Source organism: Pseudomonas frederiksbergensis (assembly GCF_035751725.1).
Lineage (GTDB): Bacteria > Pseudomonadota > Gammaproteobacteria > Pseudomonadales > Pseudomonadaceae > Aquipseudomonas > Aquipseudomonas frederiksbergensis_A.
Genome location: NZ_CP142104.1, coordinates 3,620,883 through 3,645,440, shown reverse-complemented (window position 1 = coordinate 3,645,440; position 24,558 = coordinate 3,620,883). Strand labels below are relative to the sequence as shown.

At 59.5% G+C, this 24,558-nt stretch carries 16 protein-coding genes and 1 riboswitch; of the genes, 9 read left to right on the top strand and 7 right to left on the bottom strand.

Translation table 11 applies throughout. From position 1 onward, the window contains the following. The first annotated feature begins 79 nt into the window (after positions 1–79). Positions 80–1,561: a reprolysin-like metallopeptidase gene (locus tag VQ575_RS16090; RefSeq protein ID WP_325917944.1), complete on the top strand. Its 1,482-nt coding sequence runs from the start codon at positions 80–82 to the stop codon at positions 1,559–1,561. A gap of 142 nt (positions 1,562–1,703) precedes the next feature. On the opposite strand, the gene metH is transcribed toward VQ575_RS16090, so the two are convergent. Next, a complete protein-coding gene (metH, locus tag VQ575_RS16085) occupies positions 1,704–5,414 on the bottom strand; it encodes a methionine synthase (protein WP_039589288.1) in 3,711 nt (1,236 codons plus the stop codon). A 155-nt stretch (positions 5,415–5,569) separates the two neighbouring features. Between metH and VQ575_RS16080 the strand changes: the two genes are divergently transcribed. Together VQ575_RS16080 and nfuA are read left to right on the top strand one after the other, a co-directional pair. Beyond that, complete coding sequence (locus VQ575_RS16080; protein WP_325917942.1) at positions 5,570–7,861, top strand: fatty acid cis/trans isomerase; 2,292 nt, start codon at positions 5,570–5,572, stop codon at positions 7,859–7,861. Between the two features lie 115 nt (positions 7,862–7,976). Continuing rightward, positions 7,977–8,561, top strand: coding sequence for a Fe-S biogenesis protein NfuA (gene nfuA, locus VQ575_RS16075; RefSeq protein WP_039589296.1), 585 nt, complete (start codon positions 7,977–7,979; stop codon positions 8,559–8,561). Positions 8,562–8,762: 201 nt separating this feature from the next. Here nfuA and cobM read toward each other — a convergent pair whose 3' ends face one another. From cobM to VQ575_RS16050, 5 genes are all read right to left on the bottom strand, one after another. Further along, positions 8,763–9,509 carry a precorrin-4 C(11)-methyltransferase gene (gene cobM / locus VQ575_RS16070; protein ID WP_198725360.1) on the bottom strand — a complete coding sequence of 249 codons (747 nt, stop codon included), beginning with the start codon at positions 9,507–9,509 and terminating at the stop codon, positions 8,763–8,765. Positions 9,510–9,579: 70 nt separating this feature from the next. Next, positions 9,580–9,984, bottom strand: coding sequence for a cobalamin biosynthesis protein (locus tag VQ575_RS16065; RefSeq protein WP_039589300.1), 405 nt, complete (start codon positions 9,982–9,984; stop codon positions 9,580–9,582). Continuing rightward, entirely contained in the window at positions 9,981–10,676 is a 696-nt protein-coding gene (locus VQ575_RS16060; RefSeq protein WP_039589302.1) for a CbtA family protein, read from the bottom strand. Before VQ575_RS16060 ends, VQ575_RS16065 begins: the two co-directional genes overlap by 4 nt. An 11-nt stretch (positions 10,677–10,687) precedes the next feature. Next, positions 10,688–10,876 (bottom strand): CbtB domain-containing protein, encoded by a 189-nt coding sequence (locus VQ575_RS16055; protein WP_039589304.1) that lies wholly within the window; start codon positions 10,874–10,876, stop codon positions 10,688–10,690. A 98-nt stretch (positions 10,877–10,974) separates the two neighbouring features. After that, a riboswitch (cobalamin riboswitch) is annotated at positions 10,975–11,195 on the bottom strand. Positions 11,196–11,233: 38 nt separating this feature from the next. Continuing rightward, positions 11,234–12,043, bottom strand: coding sequence for a hypothetical protein (locus VQ575_RS16050; RefSeq protein WP_325917939.1), 810 nt, complete (start codon positions 12,041–12,043; stop codon positions 11,234–11,236). 193 nt (positions 12,044–12,236) lie between these two features. On the opposite strand from VQ575_RS16050, the gene VQ575_RS16045 reads away from it, so the two are divergent. The 5 genes from VQ575_RS16045 (at position 12,237) to VQ575_RS16025 (ending at position 21,558) form a co-directional block, all read left to right on the top strand. After that, entirely contained in the window at positions 12,237–13,421 is a 1,185-nt protein-coding gene (locus VQ575_RS16045; protein ID WP_039589308.1) for a pyridoxal phosphate-dependent aminotransferase, read from the top strand. A 252-nt stretch (positions 13,422–13,673) separates the two neighbouring features. Further along, the gene (locus VQ575_RS16040; protein WP_325917937.1) at positions 13,674–16,508 is read left to right on the top strand and encodes a hypothetical protein; all 2,835 of its coding nucleotides are present in this window, start codon (positions 13,674–13,676) and stop codon (positions 16,506–16,508) included. A 598-nt stretch (positions 16,509–17,106) separates the two neighbouring features. Then, positions 17,107–19,260 (top strand): autotransporter outer membrane beta-barrel domain-containing protein, encoded by a 2,154-nt coding sequence (locus VQ575_RS16035; protein WP_152668424.1) that lies wholly within the window; start codon positions 17,107–17,109, stop codon positions 19,258–19,260. Between the two features lie 288 nt (positions 19,261–19,548). Further along, complete coding sequence (locus VQ575_RS16030; protein ID WP_030141219.1) at positions 19,549–20,250, top strand: response regulator; 702 nt, start codon at positions 19,549–19,551, stop codon at positions 20,248–20,250. Between the two features lie 3 nt (positions 20,251–20,253). Further along, a complete protein-coding gene (locus tag VQ575_RS16025) occupies positions 20,254–21,558 on the top strand; it encodes an ATP-binding protein (RefSeq protein ID WP_039589312.1) in 1,305 nt (434 codons plus the stop codon). 49 nt (positions 21,559–21,607) lie between these two features. Here the strand turns inward: VQ575_RS16025 and VQ575_RS16020 are convergent, their stop codons facing one another. Further along, entirely contained in the window at positions 21,608–22,249 is a 642-nt protein-coding gene (locus VQ575_RS16020; RefSeq protein WP_039589314.1) for a DUF1345 domain-containing protein, read from the bottom strand. A 223-nt stretch (positions 22,250–22,472) separates the two neighbouring features. On the opposite strand from VQ575_RS16020, the gene VQ575_RS16015 reads away from it, so the two are divergent. Then, positions 22,473–24,551, top strand: coding sequence for a putative bifunctional diguanylate cyclase/phosphodiesterase (locus VQ575_RS16015; protein WP_039589315.1), 2,079 nt, complete (start codon positions 22,473–22,475; stop codon positions 24,549–24,551). Positions 24,552–24,558: the final 7 nt, after the last annotated feature.

Sequence of the window (24,558 nt, the reverse complement as noted above, 5' to 3'; positions counted from 1 at the left end):
CTACTGTCATATCTGACAGTAGTCGTCCCGCTTTAATGGGATCAGTCTCATGGTTCCTGTCTTTGCTAGGAAATACGCCATGAATACTGAAAATCCATCCTCTACGGCTGGGTGCGCCCGTCTGGCAGCGCTGACGTTGTTGCTTGCGCTGCCCGCAGTGGTCAGTGCTGCAACCGATAGCCCCGAAGATTCGCCCCAAGCGACGTCTACCAGCGTATATGCCGATGCGATCGGCAGCGCGCGCTTTGAGCGTTCGGCAATCAAGGTTGAGCAGGGTCATACGGTAGAAAGCGGGAATTTGTATACCCGTGACGGTGAGACAGGTTCGCTGGTGGTGGTGAGGTCGCCGGATGGTGCGGTCATCGCAAGGATTGATGAACCCGGTAAGCGCGGTTTGCTCCGTGTAGACGCGCAAGGTCTCGCTTCATTCACGCCGGCCTCGACGAATGACTCCAGGGAATCGGACGCCGTCGAAACTCAAGAGCCGATGGGCCGTGATGTGACGATCTCAGGAGAGCATCGCTACATCGATTTGTTGATGGCTTTTTCTGACTATGCCCTGAGCAAAATGTCGGTGGACCCTCTCGCATTTGCGTTCCTGCAGGTAGAGGAACTTAATCTCAGATTGCGAAATTCGCTTGTTACTAATGTTTCCCTGCGACTTGCCGCCGTTAATATATTTGATGTGCCTTACGATACTTCAATCCAGGGATTGGCAAGTTGGCAGGGGTTGTTGAGTCCCTATAGAAGCCTGTACAAAACCGATCTTAACGCTGCCTATGGCGGATGGGAGGGAGGCACTGCTGGCCGCGGATACCAGCCTGGTTATTCGAGCGTATTGGGTTGGACCACATCAGGATCTGACACATTTGGCCACGAACTTGCACATAACGCTGGCGGGAAACATTGCTGGGACCAAGATGGGCGTGATTACAATTTTGGTCATGACAACGGCAAGACCAAAACGAGTTTGTGCTATGGAAATCGCGCGCCGTATTTTTCAAACCCGGCGGTTAGGGATGCTCATGGGTTGCCATTGGGCAATGCTCAAACCGCCGACATGACTCGGGTGTGGCGAGAAAATACGGCACGCTTGACGGGCTATAACCCAGAACTGGCAGGGCTGCGCATGTTGGTGCTCAGTGGAAATGAAGATCAAGTGGCGACTTATATTCGAGTTCCTGGGATTGAGCGGCTTTACAGAGGGGGAGTCGTCGCCCTGTCCCAAAGTGTGGGGCCTATTGAGCTGGCGCCAGGTACAGATGAAAAGTTCACGATGTTGAATGCGAAGTTGCTCAATGCAGCGGGTAGCGAGGTGTTGGTCAAGTTACGGGGTACTCGCGTCGAAGAGGCACAACTCGGCTGGAGGGAACATATGAACAGTAATCGTTATCTCGGTCTGCTCAGCTCTCCACTCGGGCTTGAGATACAGTACGATGCTCGAGATAACGAGGCGCTTCCGGTGGGGTATTACAATGGTTTATTGAAGTTGGAGGCTCGCAGAATAGATTCTGACTGGACGCAACCTATCAATGTTATTGTTTCTGTGCGCAAGAAATAGTCGGCAGGGTTTTCAAGGTTCGAAAGGCTTTTAATGATATAAAAGCCTTTAAAGAGAATTGCGATCTTCGGCAGCTCTATAGGACGGTAAATCCAAGACGCCGCCGAAGGCCGCAATCAATTTAGTCTGAAAAGACCTTACATCAGTTGTCATAGCCCAGGTTAGGCGCCAACCAACGTTCAGTCACGCTCAAGTCCTGACCCTTGCGCGCGGTGTAGCTCTGCACCTGATCCTTGTCGATCTTGCCCACGGCGAAGTACTGCGCCTGGGGATGGGCGAAGTACCAGCCGCTGACCGCCGCCGCCGGGAACATCGCGTAGTGTTCGGTAAGGAACACGCCGCTGCGCCCGGCTTTCAGTTCGCTGGCCTCTGGATCGAGCAGGCGGAACAGGGTGGCTTTCTCGGTGTGATCCGGGCAGGCCGGGTAGCCGGGGGCAGGGCGGATGCCCGTGTATTGCTCCTTGATCAGCGCCTCGTTGTCCAGGCTTTCGTCCTTGGCGTAACCCCAATGCTCCTTGCGCACCTGCTGGTGCAGCCATTCGGCGCAGGCTTCGGCCAGACGGTCGGCGAGGGCCTTGACCATGATCGAGTTGTAGTCGTCGCCGGCCTCCTGATAGGCCTTGGCAACTTCTTCGGCGCCGATGCCGGCGGTGGTGATAAAGCCGCCAACGTAATCGGTGACGCCGCTGTCCTTCGGCGCGACGAAATCGGCCAGGGAGAAGTTCGGCTTGCCGTCGGTCTTGATGATCTGCTGGCGCAGGTGATGCAGGCGCGCCAGTGGCTTGCCGTCGTCGCCGTAGACTTCCAGGTCGTCGTCATGCACCTGGTTGGCCGGCCAGAAGCCGAACACGGCGCGGGCGCGGATGAGCTTTTCGTCGATCAGCTTGCGCAGCATCGCCCGGGCATCGGCGTACAGCGCGGTGGCCGCTTCGCCAACCACTTCGTCGGTGAGGATGCGTGGGTACTTGCCGGCCAGGTCCCAGGAAATGAAGAACGGCGTCCAGTCGATGTACTCGGCCAGCACGTTCAAGTCGATGTCGTCCAGCACCCGTGCGCCGGTGAAAGTCGGCTTGACCGGCTGGTAGCTGCTCCAGTCGAACTGCGGCTTCTTGGCCACGGCGGCGGGGTAGCTCAGGCGCTCGGTGCGGGCGCTGCGGTTGGAGGTGCGCTCGCGCACGTCGATGTAGTCCTGGCGGGTTTTCTCGACGAACGCCGGCTTGAGTTCCTTGGACAGTAACTGGGTCGCCACGCCGACGGCGCGGGAAGCGTCGGTGACGTAGATCACCGCGTCGTTACTGTACTTGGGCTCGATCTTCACCGCCGTGTGGGCCTTGGAGGTGGTGGCGCCGCCGATCATCAGTGGCAAATGGAAATCCTGGCGCTGCATCTCCCGCGCCACGTGCACCATCTCGTCCAGGGACGGGGTGATCAGGCCGGACAGGCCGATGATGTCGCACTTCTCTTCCTTGGCCACCTGCAGGATTTTCTCCGCCGGTACCATCACGCCCAAATCGACGATGTCATAGCCGTTGCACCCCAGCACCACGCCGACGATGTTCTTGCCGATGTCATGCACGTCGCCCTTGACCGTCGCCATGAGGATCTTGCCCTTGGCTTCAGGCTTGTCGCCTTTTTCCGCCTCGATGAACGGGATCAGGTGCGCCACCGCTTGCTTCATCACGCGGGCGGACTTGACCACTTGGGGCAGGAACATCTTGCCGGCGCCAAACAGGTCGCCGACGATGTTCATGCCGGCCATCAGCGGGCCTTCGATGACTTCGATCGGCCGGGCGAACGACAGCCGCGACTCCTCGGTGTCTTCGACGATGTGAGTGGTGATGCCCTTGACCAGCGCGTGCTCCAGGCGCTTGTTCACTTCCCAGCCGCGCCATTCCTCGGTTTCCGCTTCCTTGACGCTGCCGTCGCCCTTGTACTTGTCGGCGATGGCGAGCAGGGCATCAGTGCCCTCGGGGGTGCGGTTGAGGATCACGTCTTCCACGGCGTCGCGCAGCTCTACCGGGATCTGGTCGTAGATCTCCAGTTGGCCGGCGTTGACGATGCCCATGGTCAGGCCCGCGCGGATCGCATACAGCAGGAACACCGAGTGGATCGCTTCGCGCACCGGGTTGTTGCCGCGGAACGAGAACGACACGTTGGACACGCCGCCGGAGGTCAGCGCATACGGCAGTTCGTCGCGGATATAGGCGCAGGCGTTGATGAAATCCACGGCATAGTTGTTGTGCTCTTCGATGCCGGTGGCGACAGCGAAGATGTTCGGGTCGAAGATGATGTCTTCCGGCGGGAAACCGACTTCATTGACCAGGATGTCGTAGGAGCGCTTGCAGATTTCCTTCTTGCGCGCCTCGGTGTCGGCCTGGCCGGCTTCGTCGAAGGCCATCACCACCACGGCGGCGCCGTAGCGCTTGCACAGCTTGGCGTGGTGGATGAACTGCTCGACGCCTTCCTTCATGCTGATGGAGTTGACGATGCCCTTGCCCTGGATGCACTTGAGGCCCGCTTCGATCACTTCCCATTTGGACGAGTCGATCATGATCGGCACCCGGGAAATGTCCGGTTCGCCGGCAATCAGATTGAGGAAGGTCACCATGGCCTTCTTCGAATCGAGCATGCCCTCGTCCATGTTGATGTCGATCACCTGGGCGCCGGCCTCGACCTGTTGCAGGGCCACTTCCAATGCTTCGGTGTAGTTGTCCTCGCGGATCAGCCGGGCGAACTTGGCGGAGCCGGTGATGTTGGTCCGCTCGCCGACGTTGACGAACAACGAGTTGCGGTCGATGGTGAACGGTTCCAGGCCTGACAGGCGGCACGCCCGTGGAATCTCCGGAATCTGCCGCGGGGCATAGCCGGCCACGGCCTTGGCGATGGCTTCGATGTGCGCCGGGGTGGTGCCGCAGCAGCCGCCGACGATGTTCAGGAAACCGCTCTGGGCGAACTCTTCGATGACCTTGGCGGTGTCCACCGGCAGTTCATCGTACTCACCGAATTCGTTGGGCAGGCCGGCGTTGGGGTGGGCCGATACGTGGGTGCTGGCCTTGTTCGACAGCTCTTCCAGGTACGGGCGCAGTTCGCTGGCACCGAGGGCGCAGTTCAGGCCGACGGAAATGGGCTTGGCGTGGGCCACCGAGTTCCAGAAGGCTTCGGTGGTCTGGCCGGAGAGGGTGCGGCCGGAGGCGTCGGTGATGGTGCCGGAAATCATGATTGGCAACTCGACGCCCAATTCTTCATAGACGCCTTGCACGGCGAAGATGGCGGCCTTGGCGTTGAGTGTGTCGAAGATGGTTTCGATGAGGATCAGGTCGGCGCCGCCTTCGATCAGCCCCTTGGTGGCCTCGGTGTAGTTCTCCACCAGTTCGTCGAAGGTCACGTTGCGGTAGCCTGGGTTGTTCACGTCAGGTGACAGCGAGCAGGTGCGGCTGGTCGGGCCGAGCACACCGGCAACGAAGCGCGGCTTGTCCGGCGTTTCGAGGGTCTTGGCATCGGCGACCTTGCGGGCCAGGCGTGCGCCTTCCAGGTTCAGCTCAAAGGCCAGGCCCTGCATGCCGTAGTCGGCCTGCGACACTTGGGTGGCGTTGAAGGTGTTGGTTTCCAGGATGTCGGCGCCGGCATCCAGGTAGGCTTTTTCAATGGCGCCGATCACGTCGGGGCGAGTCAGCACCAGCAGATCGTTGTTGCCCTTGACGTCGCTTGGCCAATCGGCAAAACGCTTGCCACGGTAGTCCTGTTCTTCCAGCTTGTAGCTCTGGATCATCGTGCCCATGCCGCCATCGAGGATCAGGATGCGTTCCTTGAGGGCTTGCTGGAGAAGATAAAGGCGAGCGCTGCGATCAGACATAGGACTACCCGGAAAAAAAGACCATTACGAAGGCCGGGATAATAGCAAACCTGCGCAGGATTTGATCATGTGAGGCTTTTGCATGAAAGCTGCTCATGTTTGCAAGGCGATGCTGGCCCGGTAGAATCGCCGAATTATCTCTTAGGGACCGAGACATGCCGTACCGCGTCTTATTCGGCAGTCTGTTGCTGCTGTTGTCTTTTACCGCAGCCGCCGGGAATCCCACTCCCGCGATTTCCTATGCCCGCGACATCCAGCCGATCTTCACAGAGAAATGCGTGGCCTGTCATGCCTGCTACGACTCTCCCTGCCAGTTGAACCTGGGCAGCGGCGAAGGTGCGGCACGAGGGGCGAGCAAGCTGTCGGTGTACGACGGCGAACGACGCCAGGCCGCCGATCCGACTCGGTTGTTCTATGATGCGTCCGGCCAGCGGGCCTGGCAGCGCAAGGGTTTCTATTCGGTCATCGATGCCCAGGGCAGCCAGGCTGCGTTGATGGCCCGCATGCTGGAGCTAGGGCACAGCACGCCATTGCAGCCGAACGCCAAGTTGCCCGAAGACATCGTGCTTGGGCTCAATCGCAACAACAGTTGCCCGATGCCAGACCAATTTGAAGCCTACGCGGCTATCCATCCAAAGGAAGGCATGCCTCTGGCGGTCACTGGCCTGACCGATCAGCAATACCAGACGCTGCAGCGCTGGCTGGCCGCCGGCGCGCCTATCGACCAGCAGGCCTTGGCACCGAGTGCCGCCGAAGCCCTGCAGGTGGTGCAATGGGAAAACCTGCTCAACGCCCCCGGCGCACGGGAAAGCCTGGTGGGCCGCTGGTTGTTCGAACATTGGTTTTTAGCGCACATCTATTTCAAGGGCGGCGAGCCGGGGCATTTCTTCCAGTGGGTGCGTTCGCGCACGCCCACCGGCCAGCCGATCGACCTGATCAACACCCGTCGCCCCAACGATGACCCCGGCACCCGCATCTATTACCGGCTGTGGCCGGTGCAGGGGGTGATTGTGCACAAGACCCACATCACCTACGGCTTGAGCGCGGCGAAAATGGCGCGGATCAAGAGCCTGTTCTATAGCGGCAACTGGCAGGTCAGCGCGTTGCCGGGCTACGGGCCGGAGCGCCGGGCCAATCCGTTTTCCACGTTCGAGGCGATCCCGGCCCAGGCCCGCTACCAATTCATGCTCGATAACGCCGAGTATTTCGTGCGTACCTTCATCCGCGGTCCGGTGTGTCGGGGCCAGATCGCCACGGACGTTATTCGCGATAACTTCTGGGCGCTGTTCCAGGCCCCTGAACATGACCTGTACATCACCGACCCGAACTACCGCGGCCAGGCCACACCGCTGCTGGCGATGCCGGGGCAGAACGATGACGTGGGGAGTGTCCTCGGCCTCTGGCTCGACTACCGCGACAAGCGCAACGAATACGAAGCCCTGCGCCGCGACAGTTACGCCGAGCTGCCGGCGCCGAGCTGGTCGACGCTGTGGGCCGGCAATGACAATGCGCTGCTGAGCATCTTCCGGCATTTCGACAGTGCCTCGGTGACCAAGGGCTTGATTGGCGACGTGCCGCAGACGATGTGGCTGTTCGACTTCCCGCTGCTGGAGCGCACCTATTATCAACTGGCGGTGAATTTCGACGTGTTCGGCAACGTCTCCCACCAGGCCCAGACCCGGCTGTATTTCGACTTGATCCGCAATGGCGCGGAACAAAATTTCCTGCGCCTGATGCCAGCCGATTCCCGCGAGGGCTATCTGGACGACTGGTATCAGGCTGGAGGGAAGTTCAAGATGTGGCTCGATTACGAGGCGATCGACGACGATAAACCGACCGCCCTCAAGCTCAGCGAGGCGGACCCCAAGCGCGATTTCGCCCATCAGTTGCTGGCCCGTTATGGCGAACTGAACGCTCGTCCCGATCCGATCAATCGCTGCGACGGCGCCTATTGCTCGCGCCCGAACATCGATCCAACGCTGCAGAACGCCGAGCAGGCGTTAAATCGCTTGGTGTCACGCCCGGCGGCGGGCTTGAAGGTGATCGACCAATTGCCGGAGGCGACGATGCTGCGCGTCGAAACCGCGAGCGGTCGCCGTGAGGTCTACAGCCTGCTGCGCAACCGCGCCCACAGCAACGTGGCGTTCCTGCTGGGCGAAGAAAGCCGCTACCAGCCAGGGTTGGACACGCTGACCATCTACCCGGGTGTGCTCAGCAGCTATCCGAACTTCATCTTCAACATCCCCGCCGGGCAGGTGCCGGCGTTCGTCGATGCAATGGAACGCGCGCCGGACGCAGCGGCATTCGAGCGCATCGTCGAGCGCTGGGGGATCCGGCGCAGTCACCCGCAGTTCTGGCAGTATTTCCATGACTTGAGCCGATACATCCAGGAAACCGACCCCGTGGAAGCGGGTGTACTGGACATGAATCGCTACCAGAACCTCTGAACAAGCAGCCGACGGCGGGCCCTTGCGCCGTCGGACGCTTTCCTGACAAAAATACTGGGACTTTGTCCGGCGCGATGATTGGCGTAAACTGCCGGCAAGCCTGCGAGGAGTTTCCATGACCGCCATTACCATTACCGATGCCGCCCACGATTACCTGGCCGACCTGCTGTCCAAGCAGAACACCCCGGGTATCGGGATCCGCATTTTCATTACCCAGCCCGGCACCCAGTATGCTGAAACCTGCATTGCCTACTGCAAGCCGGGGGAAGAAAAATCCGAGGACACCGCGCTGGGGCTCAAGAGCTTCACCGCATACATCGACTCGTTCAGCGAAGCTTTCCTGGACGATGCGGTGGTCGACTATGCCACCGACCGCATGGGCGGCCAACTGACCATCAAGGCGCCGAACGCGAAAGTGCCGATGGTCAACGCCGACAGCCCGGTCAACGAGCGCATCAACTATTACCTGCAAACCGAAATCAACCCGGGGCTGGCCAGCCACGGCGGCCAGGTATCGCTGATCGACGTGGTGGAAGACGGCATCGCCGTGCTCCAGTTCGGCGGCGGCTGCCAAGGCTGCGGCCAGGCCGACGTCACCTTGAAGGAAGGCATCGAGCGCACCTTGCTCGAGCGCATCCCGGAACTCAAGGGCGTGCGCGACGTGACCGACCACACGCAGAAAGAAAACGCCTACTACTGATTGTCGCGATGGGATCTCTGTGCCGAGGGGATCTCCGTGGCGACGGGATTTAGCCGTGGCGAGGGGATTTATCCCCGTTGGGGCGCGTAGCGCCCCCTCATCCAGCCGCAAAATTCAGGATTATGGGGCTGCTGGGCGGCCCAGCGGGGATAGATCCCCTCGCCACAAAAACTCCCACATAAAATCGGTTGAGCCGACAAGTCACGGCCTATAGAGATGCGCATGCCCGGCGCGGTACAGCGACGACTCGCTGAATACATCATTGCCCAACACCCGTCCCACCAGAATCAACGCCGTACGCCTGAAGCCCTTGGCCTGCACCTTCCCGGCGATGTCCTCAAGCGTCCCCATAACCCAATCCTGATCCGGCCACGTCGCCCGGTGTATCACCGCTATCGGACAATCCGCGCCATAGTGCGGAAGCAGCTCATCAACGATTTTTTCCAGATGATTAACTCCCAAGTGGATCGCCATGGTCGCTCGGTGTTGCGCCAGGCTGACCAGTTCTTCTCCCATGGGCATGGCGGTTTTGTCCGCGTAACGGGTCAGGATCACGCTCTGGGAGACGTCCGGTAACGTCAGCTCGGCACCCAGCAGGGCGGCGCAGGCTGAGGTGGCGGTCACGCCGGGAATGATTTCGAAAGGAATGCCCAGTTCCCTCAGGCAACGGATCTGCTCGCCGATCGCCCCATAAAGGCTTGGGTCGCCGGAATGCACACGGGCCACATCCTGGCCCTTGAGGTGGGCGGTCTTGATCAAATCGATAATCTGTTCCAGGTGCAGCTCGGCGCTGTTGACCACCTTTTCGGCGCAATGGCCTTCCAGGACCGCTGCCGGCACCAGGGAACCGGCGTAGATGATCACGGCGCAACTGCGAATCAGCCGCTGGCCCTTTACAGTGATCAGTTCGGGGTCGCCGGGGCCGGCGCCGATGAAGTAAACGGTCATGACCGATTCCTGTAGAAAGATGGGAGCTTGCATGAGCAGCGCTCATGATTCGGCGGGCGATTATCGAGCGTTACGAAGTCACCGCCAATGCCAACGTGGCCTGCGGGTCTTTTTGACGCGTGACCCGCAATGTCGCGGGCGGATTGCCCAATCGATCGGCCAGTGCCAGAGCGGCGCTTTCGGCGACGCCATGGCAGCCCGTACGTGCGAAGGCGATTTCGGATAGATGGCTGAGCCGCGCTTGATAGCTGGCCAGTTCCGCGGCGCTGAAATACGTCAGCGGCAACGACAACTGCCCTGCCAGCTCCAACAGGCCCGGTTCGTCGCGCTTGAGATCGATGCTGGCCAACGCCCGTACCTGATCGAGCGTAATGCCGTGGACCTGCAAAGTCTGGTCAAGCAGTGCCCGCAGTACACTGGCCGGGCAACCACGCTGGCAGCCGAGGCCGACCACCAGGATCGGCTTGCCGTTCATGCGTCGTGGTGGGCCTGGGCGCCGCGGCGGAACAGCCAGGCGCTGATCAGGCCCAAGGCCAACCAGAACGCAATGTTGGTCAATTGCGAGGCGAGCTTGAACTCAGTTTCCAGCGCCTCGGGAGCCAGCATCGAATGCACTTCGGGCTGGGGCGCGCCGATCACATGAGGCGTCACCAGGATGGCGAGGCCCAGCACCTTCAACAGCCAATGCCGACCGAACGCAATCAGCGCGATGCCCACCGCCGTGGACGCTGCCGTGCCGATCCACCACATCTGCCGTTGGGCCAGATCCGCCGCTGCCGTGCCGGGCAATTCCGGTGGCAGGCCGAGGGTCGGCGCCAGGACGAAGGTGGCGTAGCCGGCCAGGCCCCAAAGCAAGCCTTGGGACGTACGGGTCGGCGCGCGCAGGGTGTACAGGCCCGCCAGCATCAGCGCGAAACCTACCGCGACCACCAAGTTACCGCCTGTCGTGGACAGCACGCGCTGCCAGCCGTCTTCCGGTTCCCAGGCTTCGGCGTCATGGGTGTGTGCGGCCCCTGCGGCGTGTTCATGGAGTTCGGTCGTCGGCGCCTTCTCGAAGGTTTCCGCCTGGAGGATCAACGGCGATACCCAGAAACTTTGCAGCAGGGTCAGCAGCAGGGCGGCCAGTAGCCCGCTGAACCCAGCGGTTTGCGCGATACGCTTGATCATGTCGTTGGGTCTCAGTGGCACGGGAACGCGGCGCTGTGCCGTGTGTCGTGGGCCGCGTTGTGCACCGCTTCGATGTGGGAGAAACCGGCGAAATAAACCAGGCCCGCGCCGAGGATCGAGGCGAGGACCGCCGCGCCCAGGCGCTGGCTCAGGGTGACGGTGCTGCTGATGGTGCGGGCGGTGCTGCTGATGGTCGACATGGCGCTTCCCTCTGGTCTGTCAGCGGGCGGAACGAGCGCAATGAGAACCCGGGCGAAGGCTCGCCGGGATTCGAACAGCGCCCGCCCACCGCGGGTTTGTTGTCAATGAGTCATGGGCCGGTCTCCGGGCTCACGAGGGACAGGGCCTTGGCCGTGCCAGCAAACGTCACCTTCCCATGCGCATGCACAGTGGATTCGACGCTTCGCTCGTTTACCGTTGCGGGGGCAGCACCGGACTGACGTGGGCTTGAAGTAAAGCACACGATTCACCGGTTTCCCGTTTCACCCTGTGAAGGGCACCCAAACTGGCGCACAGGAGAGCATGGTCGAGGGCGGGGCGTCAATGCGCAGGCCCGGTCATGCGGGTAGTCCACCGTCCCGGGGCTTGTTTGCCGAGCCGGTACCGGCATGCCCGACGCGGATGAAAACTCCCATGGAGTTAGTCGTCTGTAGCCCGGCGCGGTTGGCGATCCGGTAGAACAGCATGTGTACCCCGTTGGCGAGAGAGTGAAAGACATAGTCGGCAATCATCACGACCGTCGGCAATGCCTGCCCTCCCGGCACATTGAGCGGGTCCGGGGTGCGAACCACGGCCACGGCCACCGGCGGAGCGTCGGGACCTCCGCAGAAGACGGTAATCTGCTGTCCGGTGGTCTGACCTTCGTAGACCGGGATGACTACCGGGACCATGTAGCAGTGCGCTTTCAGGTACGCATTGGTCACGCCCTCATCGGTCAATTCGTTATCAATCACGGCTTCGACCGGTCTCTGACCGTTCAAGGGAACCCGTTTGTCGACGGTGAACGTCACTGCTTCGGACTCATGAAACTCACCCGCTTGGGTTATCACCTCAAATTTCACTTTGCTGACGCCTTCTTCCAAATGCTCTTTGCCCAGCGTTATGAAGCGCGGAAAGGTAATCAGGCCTTCCAGAACGAAGGTTTCAACCTGTTCATAAACCTGGCGGCCTGGCTTGAGCATCCATAGTTGCAACGTGTCCTTCTGGTTTTCTACGGCCGAGCCAGGCCAGGGGTGCTGGATTTGCAGAAGCAGATCGAATTGGGTTGCCCAATCGGGCAAGAGATTCTCTTCGCTGTAATACGGGCCGTCCTCGTCCTTGTGGCTGCTCAGGGCGTGAAAGACCTTTAGCGGCGTCAGCATTTCCATTCCTACCTCCCGACATCCGCTGTGCGGTTTGTCATTGACGGTGCGCAGATATTGCCCCTCGATTAAATGGCACGGCGGTGCGCTGGTGCTACTGTCAGACCTGACAGGTCGTACCCATTTGCAGCCGTTGACTGGCATCTGTGATTGATTGAGATAGGGTTGAGACCGGACACCGCGCCCACAGGAGAAACACATGCGCTTCTCAGCCTTGACCCAACGCATCACCGGTGACGGCGCCGCCGCCTGGGAAATTCATGACCGGGCGCTGGCCATGCGCGAGGAGGGCAGGGAAGTCCTGTTGCTCTCGGTGGGCGATCCGGATTTCGACACGCCGCCGGCCATTGTCGAAGCCGCCGTCACCAGCTTGCGGGCGGGTGACACCCATTATTCGGATACCCGAGGCCTGCACTCGCTGCGCGCCAGCATCGCCCGGCGACACCAACAGCGCTGCGGCCAACCGGTGGGCGCCGAGCACGTTACGGTGTTGCCCGGCGCGCAATGTGCCGTCTATGCCGTCGCGCAATGCCTGCTCGACCCCGGCGATGAAGTGATTGTCGCCGAGCCGATGTACGTCACCTACGAAGCTGTCTTTGGTGCCTGCGGGGCGAAAGTGGTGCCGGTGGCGGTGACGCCGGAAAATGGCTTCCGCGTCCAGCCGAACGATGTCGCCCGGCTGATCACCCCGCGCACCCGCGCCATGCTCATCAACAGCCCCAACAACCCCTCCGGCGCCAGCCTGCCGCTGTCCACCTGGCAAGCCTTGACGCAATTGTGCATCGACCATGACCTGTGGTTGATCAGTGACGAGGTCTACAGCGATCTGCTCTACGAAGGCCAACACATCAGCCCGGCCGGCCTGCCGGGCATGGCCGAGCGCACCGCGACGATCAACAGCCTGTCCAAATCCCACGCCATGACCGGCTGGCGCATCGGCTGGGCCATCGGCCCCGAATCCCTTGCCGAACATCTGTCCAACCTGTCGCTGTGCATGCTGTTCGGCCTGCCCGACTTCGTTCAGCGCGCCGCCCAGGTTGCGTTGGAGCAGGACCTGCCTGAAGTGGCGCGGATGCGTGAGGAATATCGCCAGCGTCGGGATTTGGTGTGCGCAGCGCTTGGAAACTGCCCCGGCCTCAAACCCGTGCGGCCCGACGGCGGCATGTTCGTGATGGTCGATGTACGCGAGACCGGTTTGGCAGCTCAGGCATTTGCAGAGCGGCTGCTGGACGGTTATGGCGTGTCGGTGCTGGCGGGGGAGGCGTTCGGGCAGAGTGCGGCGGGGCATATTCGGATTGGGTTGGTGGTTGACAAGAGGCAACTGGCCGTTGCTTGTGGACGGATTGCAGATTGCGCCACGCGGCTAGTAGATGCTTCTGTCTAACCATTAAGTTAGCGCTGATCCCATTCTGATCCATTGGTAACGGAGAGGGGCTCGTCCGCTATCAAGGGGCCTTCCCCCCTCGTAATTTGTTTGATTCCTTCCTCCGTTTAATCAAGCCTCGGTTCTCTTGTTTATCGGATGAACGGCGCTGTTACCTGTCAGATCTGACAGTAGGAAATAATTATCGCCGGGCGCTAAATAGCCTTACGGGTTTCGAAGACTTCGATTCAAGTCATTGACAAGGTGATCATGATGGCTTCGTTAGAAGAAAATCACGTGCAAAGCGCTGGTGGCGGAGTTCTGGCGAAGCCCCTCACGGTGGAAGGCGTAGATGATAATGATCTGGAAGGTCATGTGTCTCGCGACATTTTACAGCTAGGGACTAAAATTGTTATTCCGTATTGGCCGGCCCCGGAGCCCAAAGATGAGCTCTGGATTATTTGGGTTCAAAATGGACAAGAGACAAATCTGTATGAAAAGCTTTATCCAGTACCGTTGAGTGACGTTTTTTTATACTTCGATTTGACACCTCAGCATTTGAAAAATGATGGCGTGGCACATCTTTACTATAAGATATGGAAGGCTTCAGGCGGCATTGATGATCCCTCTCCCAAGAGACAACTCACCATAGATCATACGCCACTCATCATATTGGACGAACCAAGCTTCCCTCAGGCAAATGACTGGGGCTATTTGAATAATCGGAGCGATCCGCCGATGACCAGTGGCGCTACGATCAGAGTGCCGAGTTTGACCAATATTGCGCTGCCAGGGGATCAGGCAAAGGTTCAATGGCAAGGTTATTCAAGCCTGAATGGCAGCGGTCCGCCAGTGCCTGGAACCTTCGGTGTTTGGGAACGGACGCTTCAAGTACAAGACATAGCAAATGGATTTGATTTGGTTGTTCCGTTTGAATCATACATTAGTCGTTTATTTAATAATGACTCTGCCGTGGTTGTTTATCAGATATTCCAAGGGGGGCGGCTCGTGGCGGAGTCAAGTGAAGGGGTGGTAAAAATAGACAGGGCTACATCTGGTGGAAGTGGTCCTTCAAATATTAATGCAACTGGAGACACTGAAATGGCTATGAAATTACTTCCTCCGAAACCGCGCCCCATCTCGACGCATTCGGGTATTGCTTCAATAGATATCGCTGTCGATACATTGGCGGATGAGTCAATTCCGATTGTTGTTTTGGAGTCCGGTAAACTTATTGTGAAATTAACGCGGCCATTGGACGAAGACAATCTCGATAACGTAGATTTGTATTATGCCAAGGCAGGAGGAGATATTGGGGATCCTAAATACACGGTAGAACTTGGGGATATCGCTGATCGGCCTTCGGGCACCATACCTATTGAGTTTCCAGCGGATGATTTTACCGAGGATGCCCAGCCCCCGGAGCCTACCCGTTGGCAGGTTAAGTTGATTATGTATAAAGGGAGCGGAGGCGTCGATGATCCGTCAAATGTCGTGGAGTTCAACATAGACCGAACGGCACCGTTCGAAGTCAAGTTCCCAACGCGAAGAAAAGGCCCGCCTGCACCTACACCGACCTTGACCAATGGGCCCTCGGATGCATTGAGAACCATCAACGAAGCGTGGCTGGCTGCTAACGCAAATTTGGAGTTTACGGTCAATGTCGCCTATCCGCTGCGTCGTTTGGACGATGTGCTAGAGGTCCATCTTACTGCAGGCGGTGTGGATCTTGAGGTCTTTAACGCAGCAGTCGGTGCTACTGGCGCTTTTACGGTAGCGAGCAGCGAATTACGAGGGCTGCCGAACGGGCGCGTCAACATCCATTATTTCTGGACGGACCTCCCTGGAAACAGAAGTGCGAGCTCAACGTCCGCCGCCGTGCTGACGTTGGCGCTTGCGCTGGATCCTGTCTTGAATAAGCGTCCTTTAGTCCCGGTCACTGATCCGGACGGGGCGACAGCCATATACCTCGATGATTTTGCCGGCAGCGGAGTGTTGGGTATCGTCGAGCGGTTACCCATCGATAATGCGGAACCCGGTGACCAAATTAAGTTTTACATTGATGAGCCAGGTAACCAGACCAATTATATAGTGTTTGGCCCCCAACCCCTTGCCGATGTCGATTTGAATTTCCCAATTCCTTATGATAATGGGCTGGCCGATATTTTTGGTGCCTCAACCGATCCCATGGAAGTCAGAGCCTATGTTGAATTGGAAAGGGGGACGCCAATAACGGCATTTGCTTCTCCTATTCTGAATTTCTGGTTGGATCTTTATCCTCCAGGTGGGCTATATCCGGAATTGCCTGACCTGACCAACCCAGCATTTCAGTTGCCTGTAGTAACGGGGCAATCCCAGACGCCCAACGTGCTTGAACCAGGAGATCGCGACAAAGCCGGTAAGTTTAAAGTGGTGCTCGCCCTGACGGATCCGCCTATCGCGCCATCGGAAACGGTCAAGTGTTATGTGAATAATCAGCTCGTGGGCGACTTTTCACCTTTTAATAACGCGGACGAATTTGAAGTGCCTATTTTGGCGACTGTCATAGCCGCGCTTCCCACCCCTTCCGTGCTCGCTCACTGGACGCGGCAGAAAACAGGGATCGACAAAAATGTAATTAGATCGCCTTCCCAAACAGTCACTGTTCAAGGGCGGAGGATTGATCTACAGCCCCCAATTATCAGGGTTCGCAATCCTGCCGTCAGGGACTTTATAGAGTGTTTTGCGATGCTTCAGCCTGTTACGACTGCCACTTGGACTTTATCAATGACGATTCCTAAAGATCCAACCAACCTTCCAACGGGCACGATCATTACGGTACATTTTGCCGCTTATACGGATGCCGCTGGAACTAATCTCATCACGGGGACGGATGTTTCAAACTCGCATACTATTCTGGACGCCGCTACACCCGATGTCGCTACCGTTGCCGATGCTGCAGTATTTAAACTTGCGCAGCCATTCCGCAATACAGTTGCATATGGCAAGTACTGGTACACCGCCAATATTAGTGGTACGCAAAGCTCGATCCCCATCATCAAGCAGATGGATAACATCTCGAACAGTTTCGAGTATTGCGACAGGACAGCGGCTGTTGCTGCTCCCTAAAACATCATGAGGTATGTGTCGCGGGAGAGACAGGCTCTCTCGCGATACTGTTGGCCCGGCGAGCTGTTATGACAGTCCTTATAAGCGGATTAATCCTACTTCTCATGAAGGAAATTCCGACATCTATCGTTCTGGTTGCTGTTTAGTCTAGCGAACGTTTTTTAATGACTTTTTGTCTTTGCGAAAGGTTTCCTGAAGCTTGTCGTCCGGAGTGCTTATGTCTGATTTACCATTGTTTATAACACCTAAGAAGGCGGGATGCCTGCTCGCCATATTACTTGTCGGTACCCCTGCAGTTCATGCCAGAGTTCTTGTTCCCGGCGAAAGTGCAACGGTCACCAATCCTCCGGCGCCAGAAGCCTGGGCTGTGTCCCAGGGCGGAACATTAACGATAAATAGTGCCAACGCGCTCACGATCCGTTCGGAAAATGCCAATGTCGTATTCAATGGTGGGCAGAGTGAGCGGATTGAAGCCCGCGAGGGCTCCAACGTCGCGATGTCTGGTGCGACTGTGACGAGCTCGACGGGAAGGGGGGGGCTCGCCCTTAGCGACAGCGCTGCCACTATCGATGCCAGCACCATTACCAGCACTAACAGCATGGGCCTGTTGTTGGGGCGCAACGTCAATACTCCGACCGCCTCCAGTGCCACGGTTACTGGCGGAAGCACCATTAGCGGTGTTATCGGCGGTGCAGATGCCGTGGGCTTCAGCGTCCTGACAGTCAACGACTCGACCTTGCGTGGCACCGGCGCCACCAGTTATGGCGTTCGGCTGGAAGGGGCCACGCTTTCGGCGACCGGAAGTACCATTACCGGTGGGCAGGACGGCCTACAAGTCGGCGTGGACATTACGGGCGTCAATTCCAGTACGGTGACATTGAACAGTACACTCGTAACGGGGGGCACGGGCTCGGCAATCGTCGTCGGCTCCTTCGGTGCGCCAGGTGCTGTTGCGAATATCAACGTGCTCAATGGCTCGCAGTTGAACGGTGGTAACGGGACGCTGTTGCAGGCCGCCAATAGCTCCACCGTCAATGTCAATGTCGATGCAAGCGCGTTACGCGGCAACATCATTGCCGACACCGGCAGCACCGTGTCGTGGCTGATGCAGAATGGCTCTTCCCTTGAAGGCAATCTGCAAAATGTTACCAACACCAACCTCAACAGCAACAGTACGCTGAACGGCAACGTACTGGCCGTTGCGGGTACGGGAGCGGTCGTTAATTTGAATAACGGCTCGGTGATCAACGGTAACGTGGAAAACGTATTCGACCTGAAGCTGGACAACAACAGCCAGATGACCGGCGACGTCCTCTCGGATGCCAACGGTAGCGTATTGCTCAATAACGGATCTGTGCTGACCGGCCAGATCACCAACTCCAGTAACTTGAATATCAACAATGCGGCGCAATGGGTGATGACGGGTGACAGTACCGTGCAGCGCCTCGGTCTGAGCAGTGGTGTGGTCCGCATGGGCACCAATGAGCAATTCCAACAATTGAATATCGGCGAGCTGTCCGGTAACGGCACCTTTGTCATGGGCACCGACCTGGGGAACGGCACCACGGACTTCCTCAATGTGACCGGTACCGCCAGTGGCCAACATCAATTACTTGTCTCCGCAACGGGAACTACCCCAACCAGTGCCGAAGCCGTCAAGATCGGTAACATCGCTGCTGGCGACGCGAGTTTCTCGCTGGGTGGTCGTGAGACAGTCGATGCCGGCACGTTCGTCTATCGGTTGAAGAAGGACGGGGAAGGTTTGTACCTCAATCCCGACCGAGACACCGTCAGCCCGTCCACCAATACTGCCTTGGCCTTGGCCGGCAGTGCTCGCAGCGTGTTGAACGCCGAGATGAACATGCTCAATGACCAGATCGGTGACCGAGGGCTCAGCGCACGGCCCGATGCGTCGATGCGTTCGGCCACCGATAACGACAGCAAATTGAGTAACAGTGTCTGGATACGCACCTACGGCAATCAGTACAGCGTCGATAATGCCTATGGTGATGGCTATTCGCAGAACCAGAACGGAATCACCGGCGGCGCCGATACCCTGGTGGATATCGGTGATCGCGCATGGGTCCTGGGTGGGTTCGTGGGTACCAGCCACACCAACATGGACCTGCGTTATGGGTCCAGCGCAACGGTCGACAGCGTGAACTTCGGGGTTTACGGCAGCACCTTCGACGTCCAGAGCGGTGTATTTGTCAATGCCATGGCAAAGATCAACCAGTTCAACAACAAGGCCAGGGTGACCATGAGCGACGGGACGCGCTCCAAGGGTGATTACAAGGCGCTGGGTGCCAGCGGTTCGGTGGCTGTGGGCAAGCACATTCGCTTGCAAGATGATTACTTCATCGAGCCACAGGTGCGGGTCTCGATGGGCGTGACCCAGAGCGACAGCTATCGACTCGACAACGGCCTTGAGGTCAAGGCCGACACCATGCGCTCCGTGCAGGGAAATGTCGGCGTAAGGGGCGGGCGCGTAATCAGTCTCGACAACGGCAGCCTGTTGGAGCCTAGCCTGTCGGCCGGCGTCAACCATGAGTTCGTGAAGACCAACGAAGTCCGGATCAACGATGACAGCTTCGATGACGACCGTGCCAGTACCGCGTTTGAATACGGCGCGGGCTTGAAGTGGACGCCAGCTCAGCGTAACTGGCAGGTGTCGGGTCAGGTCGGCGGCAGCAAGGGGACAACGGTCAGCCAGGATTGGAGCGGGAGCCTGCGGGTGAGCTATTTCTTCTAAGTAATGGTTCCTGCTTTGGGTTGAATTGAAATGCCTCGACAAATGTCGGGGCATTTCTTTATTTGCGATATAACGCCGTGGGCGTGTGTGAAATTGTGTAAGGGTTTTGCTCATGGGTGGACGAGGGCGTATATCCTTGGCGGCTTGAGATTTCCTGCGCCGGATATGTCGCCATCGCGAGCAAGCTCGCTCCCACAGTGCTTTTGCGCCGTACCGAAGACCTGTGTGGAGGCGAGCTTGCTCGCAATGAGGCCCTGCCAGGCGCCACAGCACTTAGCGGACCCACCTATGCCCAACATCCTCCTCGTCGAAGACGACGCCGCCCTCTGCGAACTGATCGCCAGCTATCTGGAGCGCAACGGCTATCACGTCAGCGTGCTTAACCGGGGCGATCACGTACGTGAGCGGGCGCGGGCCAATCCGCCGGACCTGGTGATTCTCGACCTGATGCTGCCGGGGCTGGACGGCTTGCAGGTCTGCCGCCTGCTACGGGCCGATTCGGCGACGTTGCCAATCCTGATGCTCACCGCCCGGGACGACAGCCACGACCAGGTGCTGGGCCTGGAGATGGGCGCCGACGACTATGTCACCAAACCCTGCGAGCCGCGGGTGCTTCTCGCTCGGGTGCGCACGTTGCTGCGGCGCAGCAGCCTGACCGAACCGCAGACCGTTAACGACCGCATCGTCATGGGCAACCTGTGCATCGACCTGTCCGAGCGCACGGTGACCTGGCGCGGCCAACCGGTGGAGCTGTCCAGTGGCGAGTACAACCTGCTGGTGGTGTTGGCCCGGCATTCAGGCGAAGTGCTGAGCCGCGATCAGATCCTGCAACGCCTGCGCGGCATCGAGTTCAATGGCACCGATCGCTCGGTGGACGTGGCCATTTCCAAGCTACGGCGCAAGTTCGACGACAACGCCGGCGAGGCGCGCAAGATCAAGACCGTTTGGGGAAAGGGCTACCTGTTCAGCCGCTCCGAGTGGGAATGCTGATCGATGTGGAAGCTGCTGATTCGTCTCTATCTCGTCACCATCGTTTCCTACAGCGCGGCGATCTACCTGATGCCGGAATTGGTGATCCGCCTGTTTCATGAGCGTTTCCAGGCGTACAACCTCGATTATTCCCGTGGGCTGCAAACCTTGATCGTCAAGCAGTTCCGCGCCGTGCCCAGCGAGCAATGGCCGGCGCTGGCGGCGCAGATGGACAAGGAGTTCGAGCCGTTGCGCATCGAGCTGGCGACCACCGAGGACACGGGTTTCACCGACACCGAGCAGGCGCGCCTCAAGCGTGGCGAGAACGTGGTGCGCATCGGCGACTGGGGTTGGCGCACCCTCGCGGCGGCGCCGTTGGACGAGCGCACGGCGGTAAAGATGATCGTCCCGCCCGACCCGGCGGACGTGAGTTGGCTCTACTGGAGCATCAATGTGCTGATCGGCGCCACGATGCTGGCCTGCCTGCTGCTCTGGCTACGCCCGCACTGGCGTGATCTGGAGCGCCTCAAGTTCACCGCCGAGCGTTTCGGCAAGGGACATTTAAGTGAGCGTACGAAGATCGCGCCGAGTTCCAACATCGGCAGCCTGGCCCATGTGTTCGACACCATGGCCGGCGACATCGAGAACCTGCTCAACCAGCAGCGGGACCTGCTCAATGCCGTATCCCATGAACTGCGCACGCCGCTGACCCGGCTCGATTTCGGCTTGGCCCTGGCGTTGTCGGAGGACATGCCAGCGGCCAGCCGCGAGCGCCTGCAAGGGTTGGTGGCGCACATTCGTGAGCTGGACGAGTTGGTACTGGAGTTGTTGTCCTACAGTCGTCTGCAAAACCCGGAGTGTTTGCCGGAGCGGGTCGAAGTGCCGCTGGACGAGTTCATCGACAGCATCCTCGGCAGCCTCGATGAAGACCTGGCCGCGCCGGAGGTGGTGATCGACGTGCTGCTGCACGGGGCGCTGGAGCGTTTTGTGCTGGACCCGCGCCTCACCGCCCGCGCCTTGCAGAACCTGCTGCGCAATGCCATGCGCTACTGTGAAAAGCGCATACAGGTCGGTGTGCTGGTCAGCGAACAGGGGTGTGAAATCTGGGTCGACGATGACGGCATCGGCATTCCGGACAGCGAGCGCGAGCGCGTGTTCGAGCCGTTCTATCGCCTGGACCGCAGCCGCGACCGCGCCACCGGCGGCTTCGGCCTCGGCCTGGCGATCAGCCGCCGCGCCCTGCAAGCCCAGGGCGGCACGCTGACGGTCGAGAATTCGCCGCTAGGAGGGGCACGCTTCAGGCTGTGGCTGCCGACACCTGAAGCCTGACACCGTGGAAGTTTGCTCCCGCTGGGCCACAACGTGGCCCCAAAACAAGTCACCCAAACAACCCCGCCGCAATATTGATCGAAAACCCCAATATCGCCGTGTTGAACACAAACCCGATCAACGACTGCGCCAGCACAATCTTGCGCAACTGCCGCGTGGCAACCCCCACGTCCGAGGTCTGCACCGCCACGCCGATGGTGAACGAGAAGTACAGGAAGTCCCAATAGTTGGGTGTCGTCAGTCCCTCGGCAAAACGCAGGGCCGGCTCCTTGCCGTTCCAGGTGTAAAACAAGCGGGCGTAATGAACGCTGAAGATCACCCCGATCAACAACCATGAGCCGATCACGGTCAACGCGGTCACGCCGTAATGCAGCAACTTGTCGGCGGTTTGCAGCTCGCGGCTGCCGGCCAGTTCAAAGGTAATGGTCGCCAGGCTCGCCAGTGCCGCGATGCAGACCATCAGCAGCACCAACCCGGCATTCTCGTCTTCCATTTCGGCGATGCGCTTCACATCTGGCGCCTTGGCCCGCACCGTCAGCCAGAACATCAGCAGCAGATAGCTCCAGACCCCGGTGTTCCAGCCGATAAGGATATTGCTGATGATCGAATCCGTCGGGATCAACAGGCCTGCTGCCAGGCCGATGACGGTGGCCAGGGAGAGTCGCGGATGGGTGCGGGTAAGACGTGGCATGGGGCTTCACTGTCGCGTGGCGAGGCTCGAAGTATGAATCATCCGCGACAGTTGCTCCCACAAACCACCGGTCGTTAAGAACCCAGTGTCTTTCGTCGCAATTTTTCCAAGGATGATGGCTTTTTGATGTGCGGTCCGTGCACGGCCGTACCGATTGTGTACAATCGCCGACTTTTCAACCGGGCATGGACGCAGTACGGCCTTCTGGTCACGAGAAAAACCCATGCTAATCGGTAGCTATTCACCTGCTCTCGTTTCGATTTCTTTGTTTGTTGCCATCCTGGCGTCCTATACCGCCCTGGACCTGACTGGGCGTATCGCCACGGCCCAGGGCCGCGCCAAGCATTTCTGGATGGCCGGTGGCGCGCTGGCGATGGGCGTGGGCATCTGGTCGATGCATTTTATCGGCATGCTCGCCTTCACGTTGCCGGTGGAGCTTGGCTACGACGTGGCGATCACCGCACTGTCGCTGTTGATCGCCATTCTTTCCAGCGGCTTTGCCTTGTGGTTGGTCAGCCAGCCCCAACTGCGGGCCTGGCAGTTGGCGTTCGGCGCGCTGGTGATGGGCACCGGCATCAGTGCCATGCATTACACCGGCATGGCCGCGTTGCGGATGCAGCCGGGCATCGATTATGACCCGACGTTGTTCGGCGCCTCCTTGTTGATCGCCGTGGTGGCCTGCGCGGCAGCGTTGTGGATTGCCTTTCATCTTCGCCAGAACACGCCCCATGTACGCCTGGCCCGCGCCGGTGCCGCGGTGGTGATGGGTGTTGCCATCGTCGGCATGCACTACACCGGGATGGCGGCGGCGCAATTCAGCGAGGGCAGTTTTTGCGGCTCCCTCGATGGCTTGAGCGGCAAGGGCCTGGACAATCTGGTACTGATCACCACCCTGGCCGTGCTGGCGATTGCCTTGCTGACCTCAATCCTCGACGCACGCCTGGAAGCCCGTACTGCTGAGTTGGCCAGGTCCCTGACGCAGGCCAATCGCGAGCTGACCCAACTGGCCTTGCACGACCCGCTGACGGGATTGCCCAACCGCGTGTTGCTGGCGGACCGCATCGGCCAGGCCATGCACCGGGTGCAGGAGCAGGGCGGGTGCTTCGCCTTGATGTTCATTGACCTGGACGGCTTCAAACCGGTCAACGACGCCTTTGGCCACCACATGGGCGACCTGCTGCTGAGGGACGTCGCCTTGCGCCTGCGTGAAGACTTGCGCAGCCAGGACACTTTGGCGCGGATCGGCGGCGATGAGTTCGTGCTGCTGGTGCAACTGGCCGAGCCTGACGACGCCTTGCGCCTGGCAGCACGTCAGGTCGGGCTGATCGGTCGTACGTTCCGGGTCGCCGACCACGACTTGCAGATTTCCGCCAGCGTCGGCATCGCGCTCTACCCCGGTAACGGCCAGAGCGCCGACGAGTTGCTGATGAACGCCGACGCGGCGATGTATCACGCCAAGGGCGCCGGCAAGAACGGCTACAGCTTTTTCGACGCCTCGATGAACAGTAACGCCCGCAAGCAACTGCAATTGCTGCAGGATTTGCGCATCGCCGTCGAACAGAAGCAGTTCAGCCTGCACTACCAGCCCAAGTTCGACGCCGCGAAGGGGCGTCCGGTGGGCGCCGAGGCATTGCTGCGCTGGACCCACCCGACCCAGGGCCTGTTGATGCCCGACACCTTTATCGACCTGGCGGAGAAGACCGGGTTGATCATTCCGATCGGCGAATGGGTGCTCAACGAAGCCTGCCGGCAGATGCGCGAATGGTACGTGCTGGGCTACACCGACTGGCGCATCGCAGTGAATCTCTCGGCGTTGCAGTTCTGTCACGCAGGCTTGGTGCAGAGCGTCGCCAAGGCGCTGGAGACGCACCACCTGCCGCCCAACAGCCTGACCCTGGAAATCACCGAGACCACCGCCATGAGCGACGCGGACGCGAGCATGACGGTGTTGCAGCAGTTGTCGGACATGGGCGTGGACCTGTCCATCGATGATTTCGGCACTGGCTATTCGAGCCTGATGTACCTCAAGCGCTTGCCGGCCAACGAATTGAAGATCGATCGCGGTTTCGTCCGTGACCTGGAGCACGACAGCGACGACGCGGCCATCGTCTCGGCCATCGTCGCCCTCGGCCAGGCCCTGGGCCTGCGGATTGTCGCCGAAGGGGTGGAAACCGACGTGCAGCAGGACTTCCTGACCCAGTTGGGCTGCGATTCATTGCAAGGCTATCTGCTGGGGCATCCGCAGCCCGCCGAGCATTTCCTCAACAGCATCCGCCAGTTCCCGCGCATGGCAATCGCCTGAGGCGGCT

Excerpts from the sequence above, each read along its gene's own strand:
- VQ575_RS16050 (WP_325917939.1), bottom strand. The coding sequence starts at position 12,043 with ATGGAAATGCTGACGCCGCTAAAGGTCTTTCACGCCCTGAGCAGCCAC.
- VQ575_RS16035 (WP_152668424.1), top strand. The coding sequence starts at position 17,107 with ATGGGCCTGTTGTTGGGGCGCAACGTCAATACTCCGACCGCCTCCAGT.
- VQ575_RS16040 (WP_325917937.1), top strand. The coding sequence starts at position 13,674 with ATGGCTTCGTTAGAAGAAAATCACGTGCAAAGCGCTGGTGGCGGAGTT.
- VQ575_RS16080 (WP_325917942.1), top strand. The coding sequence starts at position 5,570 with ATGCCGTACCGCGTCTTATTCGGCAGTCTGTTGCTGCTGTTGTCTTTT.
- VQ575_RS16065 (WP_039589300.1), bottom strand. The coding sequence starts at position 9,984 with ATGAACGGCAAGCCGATCCTGGTGGTCGGCCTCGGCTGCCAGCGTGGT.
- VQ575_RS16020 (WP_039589314.1), bottom strand. The coding sequence starts at position 22,249 with ATGCCACGTCTTACCCGCACCCATCCGCGACTCTCCCTGGCCACCGTC.
- metH (WP_039589288.1), bottom strand. The coding sequence starts at position 5,414 with ATGTCTGATCGCAGCGCTCGCCTTTATCTTCTCCAGCAAGCCCTCAAG.
- nfuA (WP_039589296.1), top strand. The coding sequence starts at position 7,977 with ATGACCGCCATTACCATTACCGATGCCGCCCACGATTACCTGGCCGAC.
- VQ575_RS16025 (WP_039589312.1), top strand. The coding sequence starts at position 20,254 with ATGTGGAAGCTGCTGATTCGTCTCTATCTCGTCACCATCGTTTCCTAC.
- VQ575_RS16030 (WP_030141219.1), top strand. The coding sequence starts at position 19,549 with ATGCCCAACATCCTCCTCGTCGAAGACGACGCCGCCCTCTGCGAACTG.
- VQ575_RS16015 (WP_039589315.1), top strand. The coding sequence starts at position 22,473 with ATGCTAATCGGTAGCTATTCACCTGCTCTCGTTTCGATTTCTTTGTTT.
- VQ575_RS16090 (WP_325917944.1), top strand. The coding sequence starts at position 80 with ATGAATACTGAAAATCCATCCTCTACGGCTGGGTGCGCCCGTCTGGCA.
- VQ575_RS16060 (WP_039589302.1), bottom strand. The coding sequence starts at position 10,676 with ATGATCAAGCGTATCGCGCAAACCGCTGGGTTCAGCGGGCTACTGGCC.
- cobM (WP_198725360.1), bottom strand. The coding sequence starts at position 9,509 with ATGACCGTTTACTTCATCGGCGCCGGCCCCGGCGACCCCGAACTGATC.
- VQ575_RS16055 (WP_039589304.1), bottom strand. The coding sequence starts at position 10,876 with ATGTCGACCATCAGCAGCACCGCCCGCACCATCAGCAGCACCGTCACC.
- VQ575_RS16045 (WP_039589308.1), top strand. The coding sequence starts at position 12,237 with ATGCGCTTCTCAGCCTTGACCCAACGCATCACCGGTGACGGCGCCGCC.